Source organism: Klebsiella sp. K-3, from assembly GCF_051207495.1.
In the GTDB taxonomy this organism is placed as follows: domain Bacteria; phylum Pseudomonadota; class Gammaproteobacteria; order Enterobacterales; family Enterobacteriaceae; genus Klebsiella; species Klebsiella aerogenes.
On record NZ_JBPNXF010000005.1, the window covers coordinates 118,320 to 132,619 of the forward strand.

General features: G+C 54.9%; 15 protein-coding genes and 1 other annotated feature. Of the genes, 12 read left to right on the plus strand and 3 right to left on the minus strand.

The genetic code is table 11. The features are described 5' to 3' along the window. The first annotated feature begins 68 nt into the window (after positions 1-68). A complete protein-coding gene (gpmB, locus tag ACSEMK_RS09380) occupies positions 69-716 on the plus strand; it encodes a 2,3-diphosphoglycerate-dependent phosphoglycerate mutase GpmB (RefSeq protein WP_015368369.1) in 648 nt (215 codons plus the stop codon). On the opposite strand, the gene robA is transcribed toward gpmB, so the two are convergent. Beyond that, a complete protein-coding gene (robA, locus tag ACSEMK_RS09385; RefSeq protein WP_087858208.1) occupies positions 713-1,582 on the minus strand; it encodes an MDR efflux pump AcrAB transcriptional activator RobA in 870 nt (289 codons plus the stop codon). The genes gpmB and robA overlap by 4 nt on opposite strands. Positions 1,583-1,790: 208 nt before the next feature. Between robA and creA the strand changes: the two genes are divergently transcribed. The 4 genes from creA to creD all read left to right on the plus strand — a co-directional run bounded on the left by creA (position 1,791) and on the right by creD (position 5,808). Beyond that, positions 1,791-2,264, plus strand: coding sequence for a protein CreA (gene creA, locus ACSEMK_RS09390; RefSeq protein ID WP_045378970.1), 474 nt, complete (start codon positions 1,791-1,793; stop codon positions 2,262-2,264). 12 nt (positions 2,265-2,276) lie between these two features. Further along, positions 2,277-2,966, plus strand: a complete 690-nt coding sequence (gene creB / locus ACSEMK_RS09395; protein ID WP_113374556.1) for a two-component system response regulator CreB — start codon at positions 2,277-2,279, stop codon at positions 2,964-2,966. Beyond that, a complete protein-coding gene (gene creC, locus ACSEMK_RS09400) occupies positions 2,966-4,390 on the plus strand; it encodes a two-component system sensor histidine kinase CreC (protein WP_213795013.1) in 1,425 nt (474 codons plus the stop codon). Before creB ends, creC begins: the two co-directional genes overlap by 1 nt. A 62-nt stretch (positions 4,391-4,452) precedes the next feature. Next, positions 4,453-5,808 carry a cell envelope integrity protein CreD gene (gene creD, locus ACSEMK_RS09405; protein ID WP_430914813.1) on the plus strand — a complete coding sequence of 452 codons (1,356 nt, stop codon included), beginning with the start codon at positions 4,453-4,455 and terminating at the stop codon, positions 5,806-5,808. A 64-nt stretch (positions 5,809-5,872) separates the two neighbouring features. On the opposite strand, the gene arcA is transcribed toward creD, so the two are convergent. Beyond that, entirely contained in the window at positions 5,873-6,589 is a 717-nt protein-coding gene (gene arcA / locus ACSEMK_RS09410) for a two-component system response regulator ArcA (protein ID WP_435336402.1), read from the minus strand. Between the two features lie 95 nt (positions 6,590-6,684). On the opposite strand from arcA, the gene yjjY reads away from it, so the two are divergent. The 7 genes from yjjY (at position 6,685) to ACSEMK_RS09445 (ending at position 13,440) form a co-directional block, all read left to right on the plus strand. Further along, positions 6,685-6,825, plus strand: a complete 141-nt coding sequence (gene yjjY / locus ACSEMK_RS09415) for a protein YjjY (protein WP_001541509.1) — start codon at positions 6,685-6,687, stop codon at positions 6,823-6,825. A 395-nt stretch (positions 6,826-7,220) separates the two neighbouring features. Next, positions 7,221-7,907: a tRNA/rRNA methyltransferase gene (locus ACSEMK_RS09420; RefSeq protein ID WP_213317877.1), complete on the plus strand. Its 687-nt coding sequence runs from the start codon at positions 7,221-7,223 to the stop codon at positions 7,905-7,907. A gap of 210 nt (positions 7,908-8,117) precedes the next feature. Beyond that, on the plus strand, positions 8,118-8,186 hold the full coding sequence (gene thrL, locus ACSEMK_RS09425; protein WP_004222578.1) for a thr operon leader peptide: 69 nt from the start codon (positions 8,118-8,120) through the stop codon (positions 8,184-8,186). After that, positions 8,125-8,243, plus strand: a sequence feature (Thr leader region). Its footprint overlaps the gene before it by 62 nt. A 25-nt stretch (positions 8,244-8,268) precedes the next feature. Next, complete coding sequence (thrA, locus tag ACSEMK_RS09430; RefSeq protein ID WP_087858203.1) at positions 8,269-10,731, plus strand: bifunctional aspartate kinase/homoserine dehydrogenase I; 2,463 nt, start codon at positions 8,269-8,271, stop codon at positions 10,729-10,731. Between the two features lies 1 nt (position 10,732). Next, positions 10,733-11,662: a homoserine kinase gene (gene thrB / locus ACSEMK_RS09435; protein ID WP_020079659.1), complete on the plus strand. Its 930-nt coding sequence runs from the start codon at positions 10,733-10,735 to the stop codon at positions 11,660-11,662. A gap of 3 nt (positions 11,663-11,665) precedes the next feature. Next, a complete protein-coding gene (gene thrC / locus ACSEMK_RS09440) occupies positions 11,666-12,946 on the plus strand; it encodes a threonine synthase (RefSeq protein WP_113374560.1) in 1,281 nt (426 codons plus the stop codon). Between the two features lie 194 nt (positions 12,947-13,140). Beyond that, entirely contained in the window at positions 13,141-13,440 is a 300-nt protein-coding gene (locus tag ACSEMK_RS09445) for a DUF2502 domain-containing protein (RefSeq protein WP_087858200.1), read from the plus strand. 39 nt (positions 13,441-13,479) lie between these two features. Here ACSEMK_RS09445 and yaaA read toward each other — a convergent pair whose 3' ends face one another. Further along, positions 13,480-14,253 carry a peroxide stress protein YaaA gene (gene yaaA / locus ACSEMK_RS09450; RefSeq protein ID WP_430914814.1) on the minus strand — a complete coding sequence of 258 codons (774 nt, stop codon included), beginning with the start codon at positions 14,251-14,253 and terminating at the stop codon, positions 13,480-13,482. Positions 14,254-14,300 lie beyond the last annotated feature (47 nt).

Here is a 14,300-nt window from a genome sequence, read left to right on the forward strand (position 1 = left end):
AAATCACTCTGGCGGCAGCCGATCGCGCAGCTCGTCGAATGATGAAGGGTTCAGAACGGAAAATAAGCATGTTACAGGTATACCTTGTTCGCCACGGTGAAACGCAGTGGAACGCCGAGCGACGTATTCAAGGCCAGTCCGATAGTCCGCTGACCGCTCACGGCGAGCGCCAGGCATGGCAGGTGGGTGAGCGCGCCAGAACGCTGGGGATTACCCATATTATCGCCAGCGACCTCGGCCGTACCCGCCGCACCGCAGAAATTATCGCTGAAGCCTGCGGCTGCGGCGTGGTTACCGATCCGCGCCTGCGCGAGCTGGATATGGGGGTGCTTGAAAAGCGCCATATCGACTCGCTTAGCGAAGAAGAAGAGGGCTGGCGTCGCCAGCTGGTCAACGGTACGCCGGATGGCCGCATTCCGCAGGGCGAATCCATGCAGGAGCTGAGCGAGCGTATGCGCGCGGCGCTATCATCCTGCCTGGAATTACCGCCAGGAAGCCGACCGTTGCTGGTGAGTCATGGGATGGCGCTGGGCTGTCTGGTGAGCACGATCCTCGGGCTGCCTGCCTATGCCGAGCGCCGTCTGCGCCTGCGCAACTGTTCGATTTCACGCGTTGATTACCAGCAGAGCCCGTGGCTGGCGTCAGGGTGGGTCGTGGAGACCGCGGGGGACGTTTCGCATCTCGATGCCCCCGCGATGGATGAACTGCAGCGTTAACGACGAATCGGAATCAGGTACTCGCAGCGCAGCTGAATTGGCGTAGCCTGGTTCCGGCTTTCATCTTCCGGATAGAAGCGCTCGATATCGAGCCCTTTGCGGCGGGTGAGGTTCAGCATCGGCATACAGGTGCCGTACACCGTCAGGATAAACTCCTGTAGCCCGGTGCCTAATCCTTCGTAAGTGAACATCACATACTCGCCGCCTTCCAGAATCACCGGATGAGAGTTATGCAGGTGCCCGTTCGCCATCTCCGGCGTCAGCGCGGTGGTGTAGAACACCTCCTGTTCGTCATCTTTTTCCAGACTTGGACGCGGTTCATGCAGGCCGTACAGCGTCGGCGGAATGCTGGGCGCGTTGCCGAGGAATTCACGCCAAAACTGAACGCGCATCTGGTTACGGAATTCAGAAATCTCTTCCAGCTTACAGGTATAGCTTTGAGTCACGCCGACCAGTTGCGTGGTACTCAGGGTGACAAACTCATGCTTCGGCATCGTAAACTCACCGAGGCGCAGCGGCGGACGCATACCAAACGAGCTCCAGTCGGGAGAACGGCGATAGAGCGCTGGGGTCAAATTAAACTGTTTTTTAAAGGCGCGGGTGAACGTCTGTTGGGAATCGAAGCGATACTGCAGCGCGATGTCGAGGATCGGACGTGCGGTCAGCCGTAGCGCAACAGCGGATTTGGAAAGACGGCGTGCGCGAATATAGGCACCGATAGCTTGACCCGTGACGTCTTTAAACATACGTTGCAAATGCCACTTGGAATAACCTGCCTTCGCCGCCACATTATCCAACGAGAGGGGCTGATCCAGGTGACCTTCCAGCCAGCTCAGGAGATCGCGAATAATCCCAGCTTGATCCATAAAATGTCCCCATCCTTTAAACTCAGGTACCTATATTAAGGTAGCGGATAATAGCATTTTTTGATGTTTTAGCATTCAGTGTTTTTTTTGCTTATAAATGCGATTATCTGGTGGATATCGTTGGTAATTTTGTAAAGCTGTGATCTTTAAACCTTTTCCATAGCGTTTGTGATTATCACGCAGCGGAATTTTAAGAAATGGTAACAATATGAAATACAAGAAGTTAGTGGCAGGTTTGTTCTTACTGGCCGCAGGCCAACTGGCGCACGCCGAGCAAATCGGTTCCGTCGATACGGTATTTAAATGGCTGGGACCGGATCATAAAATCGTGGTCGAAGCCTTCGACGACCCCGATGTACAAAACGTCACCTGCTATATCAGCCGGGCAAAAACCGGCGGCATTAAAGGCGGGTTAGGGCTGGCGGAAGATACCTCTGACGCCGCCATCTCCTGTCAGCAGGTCGGGCCGATTGAGCTGACGGACAAAATCAAAAACGGCAAAAGCCAGGGCGATGTCGTGTTCCAGAAACGTACCTCGCTGGTGTTCAAAAAACTGCAGGTCGTTCGCTTCTACGACGCTAAACGCAATGCGCTGGTGTATCTGACCTATTCGGATAAAGTGGTCGACGGCTCGCCGAAGAATGCCATCAGCGCCGTGCCGATCATGCCGTGGAGTAAATAAACGGGAGTCACAATGCAACAGCCACGGATTTGGTTAGTTGAGGATGAACGGAGTATCGCCGATACCCTTGTTTACATGCTGCAACAGGAAGGATTTGACGTGACCGTCTTCGAGCGCGGGTTGCCCGCGCTTGATGCGGCGCTGCATCAGAGCCCGGATTTAGCGATCCTCGACGTCGGCTTGCCGGATATTAGCGGCTTTGAACTATGCCGACGACTGCTGGCGCGCCATCCGGCATTGCCGTTACTGTTTCTGACCGCACGCAGCGAAGAGGTTGATAAGCTGCTGGGGCTGGAAATTGGCGCTGACGACTACATCGCCAAACCGTTTTCGCCGCGCGAAGTCTGCGCGCGGGTGAGAACCGTGCTGCGGCGACTGCAGAAGTTTGCCGTGCCTTCGCCGGTGGTGCGCGTAGGCGAGTTTGTGTTGGATGAGCTGGCGATGGCAATTAGCTGGTGTGGCCAACCGCTGAACCTGACGCGTTACGAATTCCTGCTGTTGAAAACCCTAATCAACGCCCCCGGCCGCGTGTTCTCCCGCCAGCAGTTGATGGAGCGAGTGTGGAGCGATGCTTACGAGAGTATCGATCGCACCGTCGATACTCATATCAAGACCCTGCGCGCCAAGCTACGGGCGGTGAACCCCGATATTAACCCAATTAATACGCATCGCGGTCTGGGCTATAGCCTGGGAGGCTGTTGATGCGTATCGGGATGCGCCTGCTGCTGGGGTATTTCTTGATTGTCGCCATTGCCGCGTGGTTTGTGCTCTCTATCTTCGTACAGGAAGTCAAACCGGGCGTACGTCGGGCAACGGAAGGCACGCTTAACGATACCGCAACGCTACTGGCGGCTCTGGCCCGTGAGGATCTGCTTTCGGTAAATCCACAGCAGGGGAGACTGGCGCAGGCCTTTCAGTCGCTTAATCAGCAGCCCATCAACGCCAACATCAGCGGCATTAGGAAAATGCGCAATGAGTATCGCGTCTATCTGACGGATGCGCAGGGGAAAGTGGTGTTCGATTCCAGCGGGCAGGCGGTGGGCCAGGATTATTCACGCTGGAATGACGTCTGGTTAACCCTGCGAGGCCAGTACGGCGCCCGTAGCTCGCGCAGCGACCCCGAGGATGATAATAGCTCAGTCATGTACATTGCCGCGCCGGTGATGGATAACGGCCGTATCATCGGCGTGGTGAGCGTCGGTAAACCTAATCTGGCGATGACGCCGGTGATAAAACGCAGCGAACGGCGGATCCTGTGGGCCGGTGGCGCGCTGCTGGGGATTGCTTTACTGATTGGCGGCGGGATTGTCTGGTGGATTAACTTCTCCATTGGCAAACTGGTACGTTACGCCGATTCGGTGACTGCCGATCGTCCCCTACCTCTGCCGAACGTCGGCAGTAGCGAGTTAAGCAAGCTGGCGCAGGCACTGGAGAGCATGCGCGTGAAGCTAGAAGGTAAAAACGCGATCGAAAACTATGTTTACGATCTCACCCATGAACTCAAAAGCCCGCTGGCGGCAATTCGCGGCGCGGCGGAGATCCTGCGCGAGGGGCCGCCGCCTGAGATCGCTGCGCGTTTCACCGCAAATATTCTTGCGCAGAATACGCGCATGCAGCTGTTGGTGGAAAAGTTGCTGCTGCAGGCGCGGCTGGAGAATCGGCTGGAGATAACGCCGCAGTTGGTTTCGGTTGATGCGCTTTTCCAACGTCTGGCGGAAGACCGGGACATTGCGCTGGCGGCGAAAGCCATCACCCTGCGCTGGCAGAAGAGCGGAGTAACGGTGAATGGCGATGGCGAACTACTGGCGCAGGCGTTGGGCAATCTTATCGACAATGCGATTGACTTTACCCCTCATGGCGGTGAAATCGCTCTGGCGGTGGAGATGTGCCACGAAGAAGCGCTGCTAAGCGTGACGGACAACGGTCGCGGTATTCCTGACTTTGCGCTGACGCGCGTCTTTGAACGCTTTTACTCGCTGCCGCGGGAAGACGGCCACAAGAGCAGCGGTCTGGGACTGGCGTTTGTTCGTGAGGTGGCGCGCCTGCATCAGGGCGATATCAGCCTGCGTAATCGCCCTGAAGGCGGCGTTGTCGCGACGCTACAACTTCACCGTCCCTTCACATAGCTTCAAATACACTGCACATAGCCACCCTACAGTGAACCCATCACCATTGGGAGAAGAAGGCTATGATGAAATCACCGTTATTCTGGAAAATTAGTACGCTGTTGGGCTGTATTTTGCTGTTGTCCGTGCCGCTGATGATGGTCAGAGTGCTTATCGCCGAGCGCGCGGACTATCGCAGCGATGTAGTGGATGCGATAGAGCGCAGCACCAGCGGTTCACAAAAGCTGACCGGGCCGCTGGTTGCCATCCCGGTGACCGAGACGCTGACCCGCATGGAGAATCAAAAAGAGGTCGAATATCAGCGTAGTTGGATCTACTACTGGCTACCGGAATCGCTGGCGGTCAACGGCGTGCAAAATGTGGAGTCGAGAAAAGTCGGCATATACAGTGGGCAGGTCTGGCATAACGCTCTGCAAATTCAGGCGCAGTTCGATCCCGCGCGGCTTAAGGAACTGAAAAAGGCGAATACCGCTTTAGGGAAACCTTTTTTAGTGCTTAGCGTGAGCGATGCCCGCGGCATAGGCGTCATCAACGCGCCGGTAATTGATGGTACGACGCTGACCGTTGAACCAGGGGTGGGGTTGAACGGCGGCGGTATGGGCATTCATATGCCGATGCCCGCGTTAACCGCAGACAATAAACCGCTGAATATTGCATTTTCCCTCGGCCTTAACGGTACCGGCGACTTCTCCGTTGTACCGCTGGGACGTAACAGCGAGCTGCAGTTAACCAGTAACTGGCCGCATCCTGGTTTCCTTGGCAACTTCCTGCCTACGAAACGCGAAGTGAGCGCTTCGGGTTATATCGCCCACTGGCAAAGCAGTTGGTTTGCCAACAATATGGGCAACTATTTCACCGATGACACCGATATTGAGTGGTCGCGTTTACCCGCCTTTAGCGTGGAGGTGATGTCGCAGGCCGATCAATATCAGCTGACTGACCGGGCGACCAAATATGCCATCCTGCTAATCGCATTGACTTTTATGGCCTTTTTCGTCTTCGAAAGCCTGACGCATCGTCGTCTGCATCCGATGCAGTATCTGCTGATAGGGTTATCGCTGGTGATGTTCTACCTGGTGTTGCTGGCGCTCTCTGAGCATATTGGCTTTACCCAAGCCTGGACAGTGGCCAGCTTGATTGGCGCGGTGATTAACGGTGTTTATTTACAGGCGGTATTGAAAGGGTGGCGTAATAGCCTGCTGTTCGTAATGGCGTTACTGCTGCTTGACGGCGTGATGTGGCTGCTACTGCGCTCAGAAGATAGCGCGCTGCTGCTTGGCTCCGGGGTGTTACTGCTGGCGTTGTGCGCGCTAATGTTCCTGACTCGCCGCGTGGACTGGTACGCCTTATCACTACCGCACAGCAAGCCGGAAAAGCCGCAAAGCAAGGATGACGACACGTTTCGTATCTGGAAGTAAAATAGCTATAAAAAAACGGCGCCAGAAGGCGCCGTTTTGCATTATGACAGCAGGAAAAACGAAATTATTCCTGCAGATCGCCACAGAAACGGTAACCTTCACCGTGAATTGTAGCGATGATTTCCGGGGTATCCGGCGTGGATTCGAAATGCTTACGAATGCGACGAATGGTCACGTCCACGGTACGGTCATGCGGCTTCAGCTCGCGACCGGTCATTTTCTTCAGCAGCTCTGCGCGTGACTGGATTTTGCCCGGGTTTTCGCAGAAGTGCAGCATCGCGCGGAATTCACTGCGCGGCAGCTTGTACTGCTCGCCGTTTGGGCTCACCAGCGAACGGCTGTTGATATCCAGTTCCCAACCGTTGAACTTGTAGCTCCCAACGCTGCGACGCTCTTCGCTCACGGTACCGAGGTTCATGGTACGGGAGAGCAGGTTGCGCGCGCGGATAGTCAGTTCACGCGGGTTAAACGGTTTAGTGATATAGTCATCGGCGCCGATTTCGAGGCCAAGAATTTTATCAACTTCGTTGTCGCGGCCGGTAAGGAACATCAGCGCGACGTCAGCCTGTTCACGCAGTTCACGCGCGAGCAGAAGACCATTTTTACCTGGCAGGTTGATATCCATGATCACCAGGTTGATATCATTTTCAGACAGGATCTGATGCATTTCCGCGCCATCGGTCGCTTCGAATACATCATAACCTTCTGCTTCGAAAATACTTTTTAACGTGTTGCGTGTTACCAACTCGTCTTCAACGATAAGAATGTGCGGGGTCTGCATGTTTGCTACCTAAATTGCCAACTAAATCGAAACAGGAAGTACCAAAGTCCCTGACCTGCCTGGTACATGCCACAAATTAACATGTCCGGCGTAACATGACTAAAGTACGTAATTGCGTTCTTGATGCACTTTCCATCAACGTCAACAACATCATTAGCTTGGTCGTGGGTACTTTCCCTCTGGACCCGACGGTGTCAAAAACGGCTGTCATCCTAACCATTTTAACAGCAACATAACAGGCTAAGAGAGGCCGAACACCCAATAAAACTACGCTTCGTTGACATATATCAAGTTCAATTGTAGCACGTTAACAGTCTTGTGAAATCATTGCATCGATTTGCGAATTATCGTCACATTTCTTACACAGCTCAATTAGTTGCAGCTATGAATTAATAAATGCAATGAATCCAAAGTCTGTGGACGAATGAAAACTGAAATATCATTGCCAAACATATGGATAAATGCGTTCTGTTAACATACTCCGTATTGGTGTCCAATGTGAACAGTTTAGTTTTTTTTAAGAGTAATAAAGCCCATTTTTAGTGATTTTTGTTGCAAATTTGTAAATTTTCGCCGCGTAAAATGAGGGCGACCGCAGATTAGCGCCGCGTAAGAGGATAAGAGAAGCACAATGCGTTTATCGATTATTTTGGTGGCCCCCGCGAGGGCGGAAAACGTCGGCGCAGCGGCGCGGGCGATGAAAACCATGGGATTCAGCGAATTGCGGATTGTCGATAGCGAGGCGCATCTGCAGCCCGCCGCGCGCTGGGTGGCGCATGGTTCGGGAGATATTTTAGATAATATAAAAACCTACCCGACGCTTGAGCAGGCTTTGCACGATGTCGACTTTACCATCGCTACCACCGCCCGTAACCGCGCGCGTTTTCACTACTACGCCACGCCGCAGGAGTTACTGCCGCTGCTGGAAGAAAAAGCACAATGGATGAAGCATACGGCGCTGGTCTTTGGCCGTGAGGATTCCGGATTAACTAACGATGAACTGGCGCTGGCCGATGTGCTTACCGGCGTGCCGATGGTTGCCGATTATCCCTCCCTGAATCTTGGGCAATCGGTGATGGTGTATTGCTATCAACTGAGCTCACTACAGCAGCAGAGTGCTGTTCAGGCGCCTGAAACCGACGAAAAACAATTGCAGGCGCTACGCCAGCGGACGCTTTCGCTACTTGGACGGTTGGGGGTGGAGGACGACATCAAACTGGCCGACTGGCTACAGCAGCGTATTGGCCTTTTACAGCAGCGCGACACCGCCATGTTGCATCGATTGCTGCATGATATTGAAAAAAATCTACCTGAATAAAATCCTGCGATAAGTTTTTTTTATAGTTAAATATACTAATTTCAACGGCAACCGTCCGGCAATGCGGCGGAATTATCGGGGCGTTGTGGCGTAATGACGGTGTTGGCTAAAAAGTCGCCATTTTAGAAATTCGTTGACTTAAGCAGGCAGATACTTTAACCAATATAGACAGGACACAAGACAGATAAAAATACAGAGTACACAACATCCATGAATCGCATCGGCATGATTACCACCATTATCACCACCACCATTACCACAGGTAACGGTGCGGGCTGACGCGTACAGGAAACAACAGAAAAAAGCCCGCACCTGAACAGTGCGGGCTTTTTTTTTGACAAGAGATCAAGGGGTAAGAACCATGCGAGTGTTGAAGTTCGGCGGTACATCAGTGGCAAATGCAGAACGTTTTCTGCGGGTTGCCGATATCCTGGAGAGCAATGCCAGGCAGGGGCAGGTTGCGACCGTGCTGTCTGCCCCGGCGAAAATCACCAACCATCTGGTCGCGATGATTGAAAAAACCATCAGCGGTCAGGACGCTCTGACCAATATCGCCGACGCCGAACGTATCTTTGCCGACCTGCTGCAGGGGCTGGCCGACATTCAGCCTGGCTTTCCGCTCGCACAACTGAAAACTTTCGTAGACCAGGAATTCGCGCAGATTAAACACGTGCTGCACGGTATCAGTCTGTTGGGCCAGTGCCCGGACGGCGTTAACGCCTCGCTGATCTGCCGCGGTGAAAAGCTCTCTATCGCTATCATGGCGGCGCTGCTGGAAGCGCGCGGTCACAAGGTCAGCGTCATTAACCCGGTCGAAAAACTGCTGGCCGTCGGCCACTACCTTGAATCCACTGTCGATATTGCTGAATCCACTCGCCGTATCGCCGCCAGCCAAATCCCGGCAGACCACATGGTGCTGATGGCCGGCTTTACCGCCGGCAACGAAAAGGGTGAACTGGTGGTGCTGGGGCGTAATGGCTCTGATTACTCCGCTGCCGTGCTGGCCGCCTGTATGCGCGCCGACTGCTGCGAAATCTGGACCGACGTCGATGGCGTCTATACCTGCGACCCGCGTCAGGTACCGGATGCGCGGCTGCTGAAATCCATGTCGTATCAGGAAGCGATGGAACTCTCCTATTTCGGCGCGAAGGTGCTGCATCCGCGCACTATCGCCCCCATCGCCCAGTTCCAGATCCCATGCCTGATTAAAAATACCGGTAATCCGCAGGCGCCGGGGACGCTCATCGGCGCCAGCCTTGATGAAGACGGCCTGCCGGTAAAAGGGATCTCGAATCTCAACAATATGGCTATGTTCAACGTTTCCGGACCGGGAATGAAAGGCATGGTCGGCATGGCGGCGCGCGTTTTCGCCACCATGTCCCGTGCCGGTATCTCTGTGGTGCTGATTACCCAATCCTCTTCGGAATACAGCATCAGCTTCTGCGTGCCGCAAAGTGATTGCGCGCGGGCGAAGCGGGTGATGGAAGAGGAATTCTATCTCGAATTGAAAGAAGGACTGCTGGAGCCGCTGTCAATCATGGAGCGCCTGGCAATCATTTCCGTCGTGGGAGATGGGATGCGCACGCTGCGCGGCATCTCGGCGAAATTTTTCGCCGCGCTGGCGCGCGCCAATATTAATATCGTGGCGATTGCCCAGGGTTCTTCCGAGCGTTCAATCTCGGTGGTCGTCAGCAATGATGACGCGACCACTGGCGTGCGCGTCACGCATCAAATGCTGTTTAACACCGACCAGGTCATTGAAGTCTTCGTGATCGGCGTCGGCGGCGTGGGCGGCGCGTTAATCGAACAGATTAAACGCCAGCAGAGCTGGTTAAAGGGCAAGCATATCGATCTGCGCGTATGCGGCGTCGCCAATTCGCAGGCGCTGCTGACCAACGTCCATGGCTTGAATCTGGAAAACTGGCGTAGCGAACTCGCGGAAGCGAAAGAGCCCTTTAATCTGGGCCGTTTAATCCGCCTGGTGAAAGAGTATCACCTGCTGAACCCGGTTATCGTCGATTGTACCTCCAGCCAGGCGGTGGCCGATCAGTACGCTGACTTCCTGCGTGAAGGTTTCCACGTGGTGACGCCGAATAAAAAGGCCAACACCTCTTCGCTGGATTACTACCACCAGTTACGCCACGCCGCCAGCAGCTCACGACGTAAGTTTCTCTATGACACCAACGTTGGCGCGGGTTTGCCGGTCATTGAAAACCTGCAGAACCTGCTGAATGCCGGCGATGAACTGCTGCACTTCTCCGGTATCCTGTCTGGTTCGCTTTCATTCATTTTTGGTAAGCTGGATGAGGGTATGAGCCTCTCCGAAGCCACTAAACTGGCGCGCGAGATGGGCTATACCGAACCGGATCCGCGCGACGATCTTTCCGGCGTGGATGTGGCGCGCAAGCTGCTGATCCTTGCCCGCGAAACCGGGCGCGAGCTGGAGCTCTCGGATATTATCGTTGAGCCTGCGCTGCCTGCCGACTTCGACGCCAGCGGCGATGTCGAAAGCTTTATGGCGCGCCTGCCGACGCTTGACGATCAATTCGCCTCACGGGTTGCTAAAGCGCGCGACGAGGGTAAAGTCTTACGTTACGTCGGCAATATTGAAGAAGATGGCGTCTGCCGGGTGAAAATCGCTGAAGTGGACGGTAACGATCCGCTGTATAAGGTGAAAAACGGCGAGAACGCGCTGGCGTTTTACAGCCACTATTATCAGCCGCTGCCGCTGGTGCTGCGCGGCTATGGCGCGGGTAACGACGTCACCGCGGCTGGCGTGTTCGCCGACCTGTTGCGTACCCTGTCATGGAAGTTAGGAGTTTAAGATGGTCAAAGTATACGCCCCGGCTTCCAGTGCCAATATGAGCGTCGGGTTTGATGTGCTGGGAGCCGCGGTGACGCCGGTCGACGGCACGTTGCTTGGGGATAACGTCTCGGTAGAGGCGGCGGCAGAGTTCAGCCTGCGTAACGTAGGCCGCTTCGCCGGCAAATTACCCTCGGCGCCGCAGGAAAATATCGTTTATCAATGCTGGGAAGCCTTTTGCCGCGAGATCGGTAAAACGGTTCCGGTGGCGATGACCCTGGAAAAAAATATGCCGATTGGCTCGGGTCTTGGCTCCAGCGCCTGTTCGGTGGTCGCCGCGCTGGTGGCGATGAACGAACACTGCGGTAAGCCGCTGAATGAAAATCGGATGCTGGCGCTGATGGGCGAGATGGAAGGGCGCATTTCCGGCAGCGTTCACTATGATAACGTGGCGCCATGCTATCTTGGCGGTATGCAACTGATGATTGAAGAGCAAGGCATCATCAGCCAGCAGATCCCGGGCTTTGATGAATGGTTGTGGGTGCTGGCCTATCCGGGCATTAAGGTCTCTACCGCCGAAGCGCGCGCGATTCTTCCGGCGCAGTATCGCCGTCAGGATTGCATCGCCCACGGTCGCCATCTGGCAGGGTTTATTCACGCCTGCTATAGCCGTCAGCCGCAGCTGGCGGCAAAGTTAATGAAAGATGTTATTGCCGAACCGTACCGTACCAAACTGCTGCCGGGCTTCAGCGAAGCGCGTCAGGCGGCGATGGAAATCGGCGCGCAGGCTTGCGGTATTTCCGGCTCCGGCCCGACGCTGTTCGCGTTGTGCGATAAACCGGACACCGCGCAGCGCGTCGCCGACTGGCTGGCCGCGCACTATCTGCAAAATCAGGAAGGCTTCGTTCATATTTGCCGGCTGGACACGGCGGGCGCTCGAGTAGTGGGATAAGTGATGAAACTGTATAACTTAAAAGATCATAACGAACAGGTCAGCTTTGCGCAGGCCGTGACGCAAGGGCTTGGCAAACAACAGGGGCTGTTCTTTCCGCACGATCTGCCGGAATTCAACCTGACCGAAATCGACGAAATGCTGGAACAGGATTTCGTGACCCGCAGCGCGAAAATCCTGTCGGCCTTTATTGGCGACGAGATCCCGCAGAATGAACTGCAATCCCGCGTTGCCGCGGCGTTCGCCTTCCCGGCGCCGGTCACTCAAGTACAGGATGATATCGGCTGTCTGGAGCTGTTCCACGGCCCTACGCTGGCGTTTAAAGACTTTGGCGGCCGTTTTATGGCCCAGATGCTGACGCATATTGCGGGCGATAAGCCGGTGACGATTCTGACCGCTACCTCCGGCGACACCGGCGCTGCCGTGGCGCACGCCTTCTACGGTCTGCCAAACGTCAAAGTGGTGATTCTCTACCCGCGCGGTAAGATCAGCCCGCTGCAGGAGAAGCTGTTCTGTACCCTGGGCGGCAACATTGAAACCGTGGCGATTGACGGCGATTTCGACGCCTGTCAGGCGCTGGTTAAGCAGGCGTTTGATGATGAAGAGCTGAAGGTTGCACTCGGTCTCAACTCCGCCAACTCTATTAACATCAGCCGCTTGTTGGCGCAGATCTGCTACTACTTCGAGGCGGTCGCGCAGCTGCCGCAGGAAGCCCGTAATCAGCTGGTGGTGTCGGTGCCAAGCGGCAACTTCGGCGATCTTACCGCCGGCCTGCTGGCGAAATCGCTGGGGCTGCCGATTAAGCGTTTTATTGCCGCTACCAACGCCAATGACACCGTGCCGCGCTTCCTGCAGGATGGCAACTGGGCGCCGAAGGCGACGCAGGCGACCCTGTCTAACGCGATGGACGTCAGCCAACCGAACAACTGGCCGCGCGTGGAAGAGCTGTTCCGCCGCAAAATCTGGCGTCTTAATGAGCTGGGATACGCCGCGGTTGATGATGAAACCACCAAAGCAACCATGCGTGAACTGAAGTCCATCGGCTACACCTCTGAACCGCATGCGGCAATTGCTTATCGCGCGCTGCGCGACCAGCTGCAGCCGGGCGAGTACGGGTTGTTCCTTGGTACCGCGCATCCGGCTAAATTCAAAGAGAGCGTAGAAGAGATTCTGCAGGAGACGCTGCCGTTGCCGAAAGAACTGGCCGACCGCGCCGACCTGCCGCTGCTGTCGCATAATCTACCGGCCGATTTCGCCGCGCTGCGTAAGCTGATGATGGGCTAGTATTGCTATTCTACCGTTCGTTGAACCGGGCTCCGCGCCCGGTTTTTTTACGCCCGAAAATGGAGAAATTGTGTATAACCGACCAATAAATGCGGAAGAGAATAAATTCGGATTGCGGAGAATAAACAGGATAGTTTTGCGGGGTTAATATTTCGTTATCGACCCATAATGGGGGCGAATAGAAGAGGTTACTTATGACGATGCTGAAACCTGTTTTGCTGGCGCTTTCTCTGCTGCTGGTCGCTCCTGCGTTGGTTCATGCAGATGAAATTACCCTGATCCCGGCGGTGAAGCTGCAAATCGGCGACCGGGATGATTATGGCCGCTACTGGGACGGCGATCGCTGGCGCGATCATGGCTGGTGGGCGAGCCATTATGACTGGCGCGACGATCGCTGGCGCCCGCATGATGATTATCGCCGCCACGATCGTGATGACGATGACGATCAAGGCCATCATGGTCATGGCCACGAGCGGCATCACCACGACGACTGATCGTTCTTGCCCCCGGCGCCAGGCTGGGGGCATTCAGGCTTACTGCTCGTGGCGTTTAAACACCAGTTCACCTTTCTCCGATGCCTGCGCATCACAGAAATAGCCTTCGCTATCAAACTTCTGCAGCTGTTCCGGACGGGTTAAACGATTTTCTATGATGTAGCGGCTCATCAGGCCGCGCGCTTTTTTGGCATAGAAGCTGATCACCTTGAATTTGCCGTTTTTCTCATCGAGGAATACCGGCTTAATCAACTGTCCCTGCAATTTCTTCGGTTTTACCGATTTAAAATACTCATCGGATGCCAGATTGATAATGATATCGTCGCCCTGCGCCTGCAGCGCCTGATTGATCTTATCGGTAATGACATCGCCCCAGAAATGATACAAATCCTTGCCCTGCGAATTTTCCAGCTTAATGCCCATCTCCAGACGGTAGGGCTGCATCAGATCCAGCGGGCGCAATACGCCGTAAAGTCCGGAAAGCATACGCAGATGCTGCTGGGCGAAATCGAAATCCGCTTCGCTAAAGGTTTCGGCCTGCAGGCCGGTATAAACGTCGCCTTTGAACGCCAGTATCGCCTGACGGGCATTCTGCGGGGTAAAGTCCGGATGCCAGTCGTGAAAACGGGTAGCATTGAGGTCGGCCAGCTTATCGCTGATGCTCATCAGCTTACCGATTTGTGGCGCTGTCAGCTGACGGGTGATACCGATAAGCTGTTGAGAATACTCCAGGAGTTCGGGCTGGGTATAGCGAGTCGTTGCCAGCGGGCTTTGATAATCGAGCGTTTTTGCAGGTGAAATCAGAATCAGCATATCCAGTCCTTGCAGGGAATTTCGACGAATTTTAACAAAAAAAGCGC

Excerpts from the sequence above, each read along its gene's own strand:
- gpmB (WP_015368369.1), top strand. The coding sequence starts at position 69 with ATGTTACAGGTATACCTTGTTCGCCACGGTGAAACGCAGTGGAACGCC.
- robA (WP_087858208.1), bottom strand. The coding sequence starts at position 1,582 with ATGGATCAAGCTGGGATTATTCGCGATCTCCTGAGCTGGCTGGAAGGT.
- creA (WP_045378970.1), top strand. The coding sequence starts at position 1,791 with ATGAAATACAAGAAGTTAGTGGCAGGTTTGTTCTTACTGGCCGCAGGC.
- creB (WP_113374556.1), top strand. The coding sequence starts at position 2,277 with ATGCAACAGCCACGGATTTGGTTAGTTGAGGATGAACGGAGTATCGCC.
- creC (WP_213795013.1), top strand. The coding sequence starts at position 2,966 with ATGCGTATCGGGATGCGCCTGCTGCTGGGGTATTTCTTGATTGTCGCC.
- creD (WP_430914813.1), top strand. The coding sequence starts at position 4,453 with ATGATGAAATCACCGTTATTCTGGAAAATTAGTACGCTGTTGGGCTGT.
- arcA (WP_435336402.1), bottom strand. The coding sequence starts at position 6,589 with ATGCAGACCCCGCACATTCTTATCGTTGAAGACGAGTTGGTAACACGC.
- yjjY (WP_001541509.1), top strand. The coding sequence starts at position 6,685 with ATGACTAAAGTACGTAATTGCGTTCTTGATGCACTTTCCATCAACGTC.
- ACSEMK_RS09420 (WP_213317877.1), top strand. The coding sequence starts at position 7,221 with ATGCGTTTATCGATTATTTTGGTGGCCCCCGCGAGGGCGGAAAACGTC.
- thrA (WP_087858203.1), top strand. The coding sequence starts at position 8,269 with ATGCGAGTGTTGAAGTTCGGCGGTACATCAGTGGCAAATGCAGAACGT.
- thrB (WP_020079659.1), top strand. The coding sequence starts at position 10,733 with ATGGTCAAAGTATACGCCCCGGCTTCCAGTGCCAATATGAGCGTCGGG.
- thrC (WP_113374560.1), top strand. The coding sequence starts at position 11,666 with ATGAAACTGTATAACTTAAAAGATCATAACGAACAGGTCAGCTTTGCG.
- ACSEMK_RS09445 (WP_087858200.1), top strand. The coding sequence starts at position 13,141 with ATGACGATGCTGAAACCTGTTTTGCTGGCGCTTTCTCTGCTGCTGGTC.
- yaaA (WP_430914814.1), bottom strand. The coding sequence starts at position 14,253 with ATGCTGATTCTGATTTCACCTGCAAAAACGCTCGATTATCAAAGCCCG.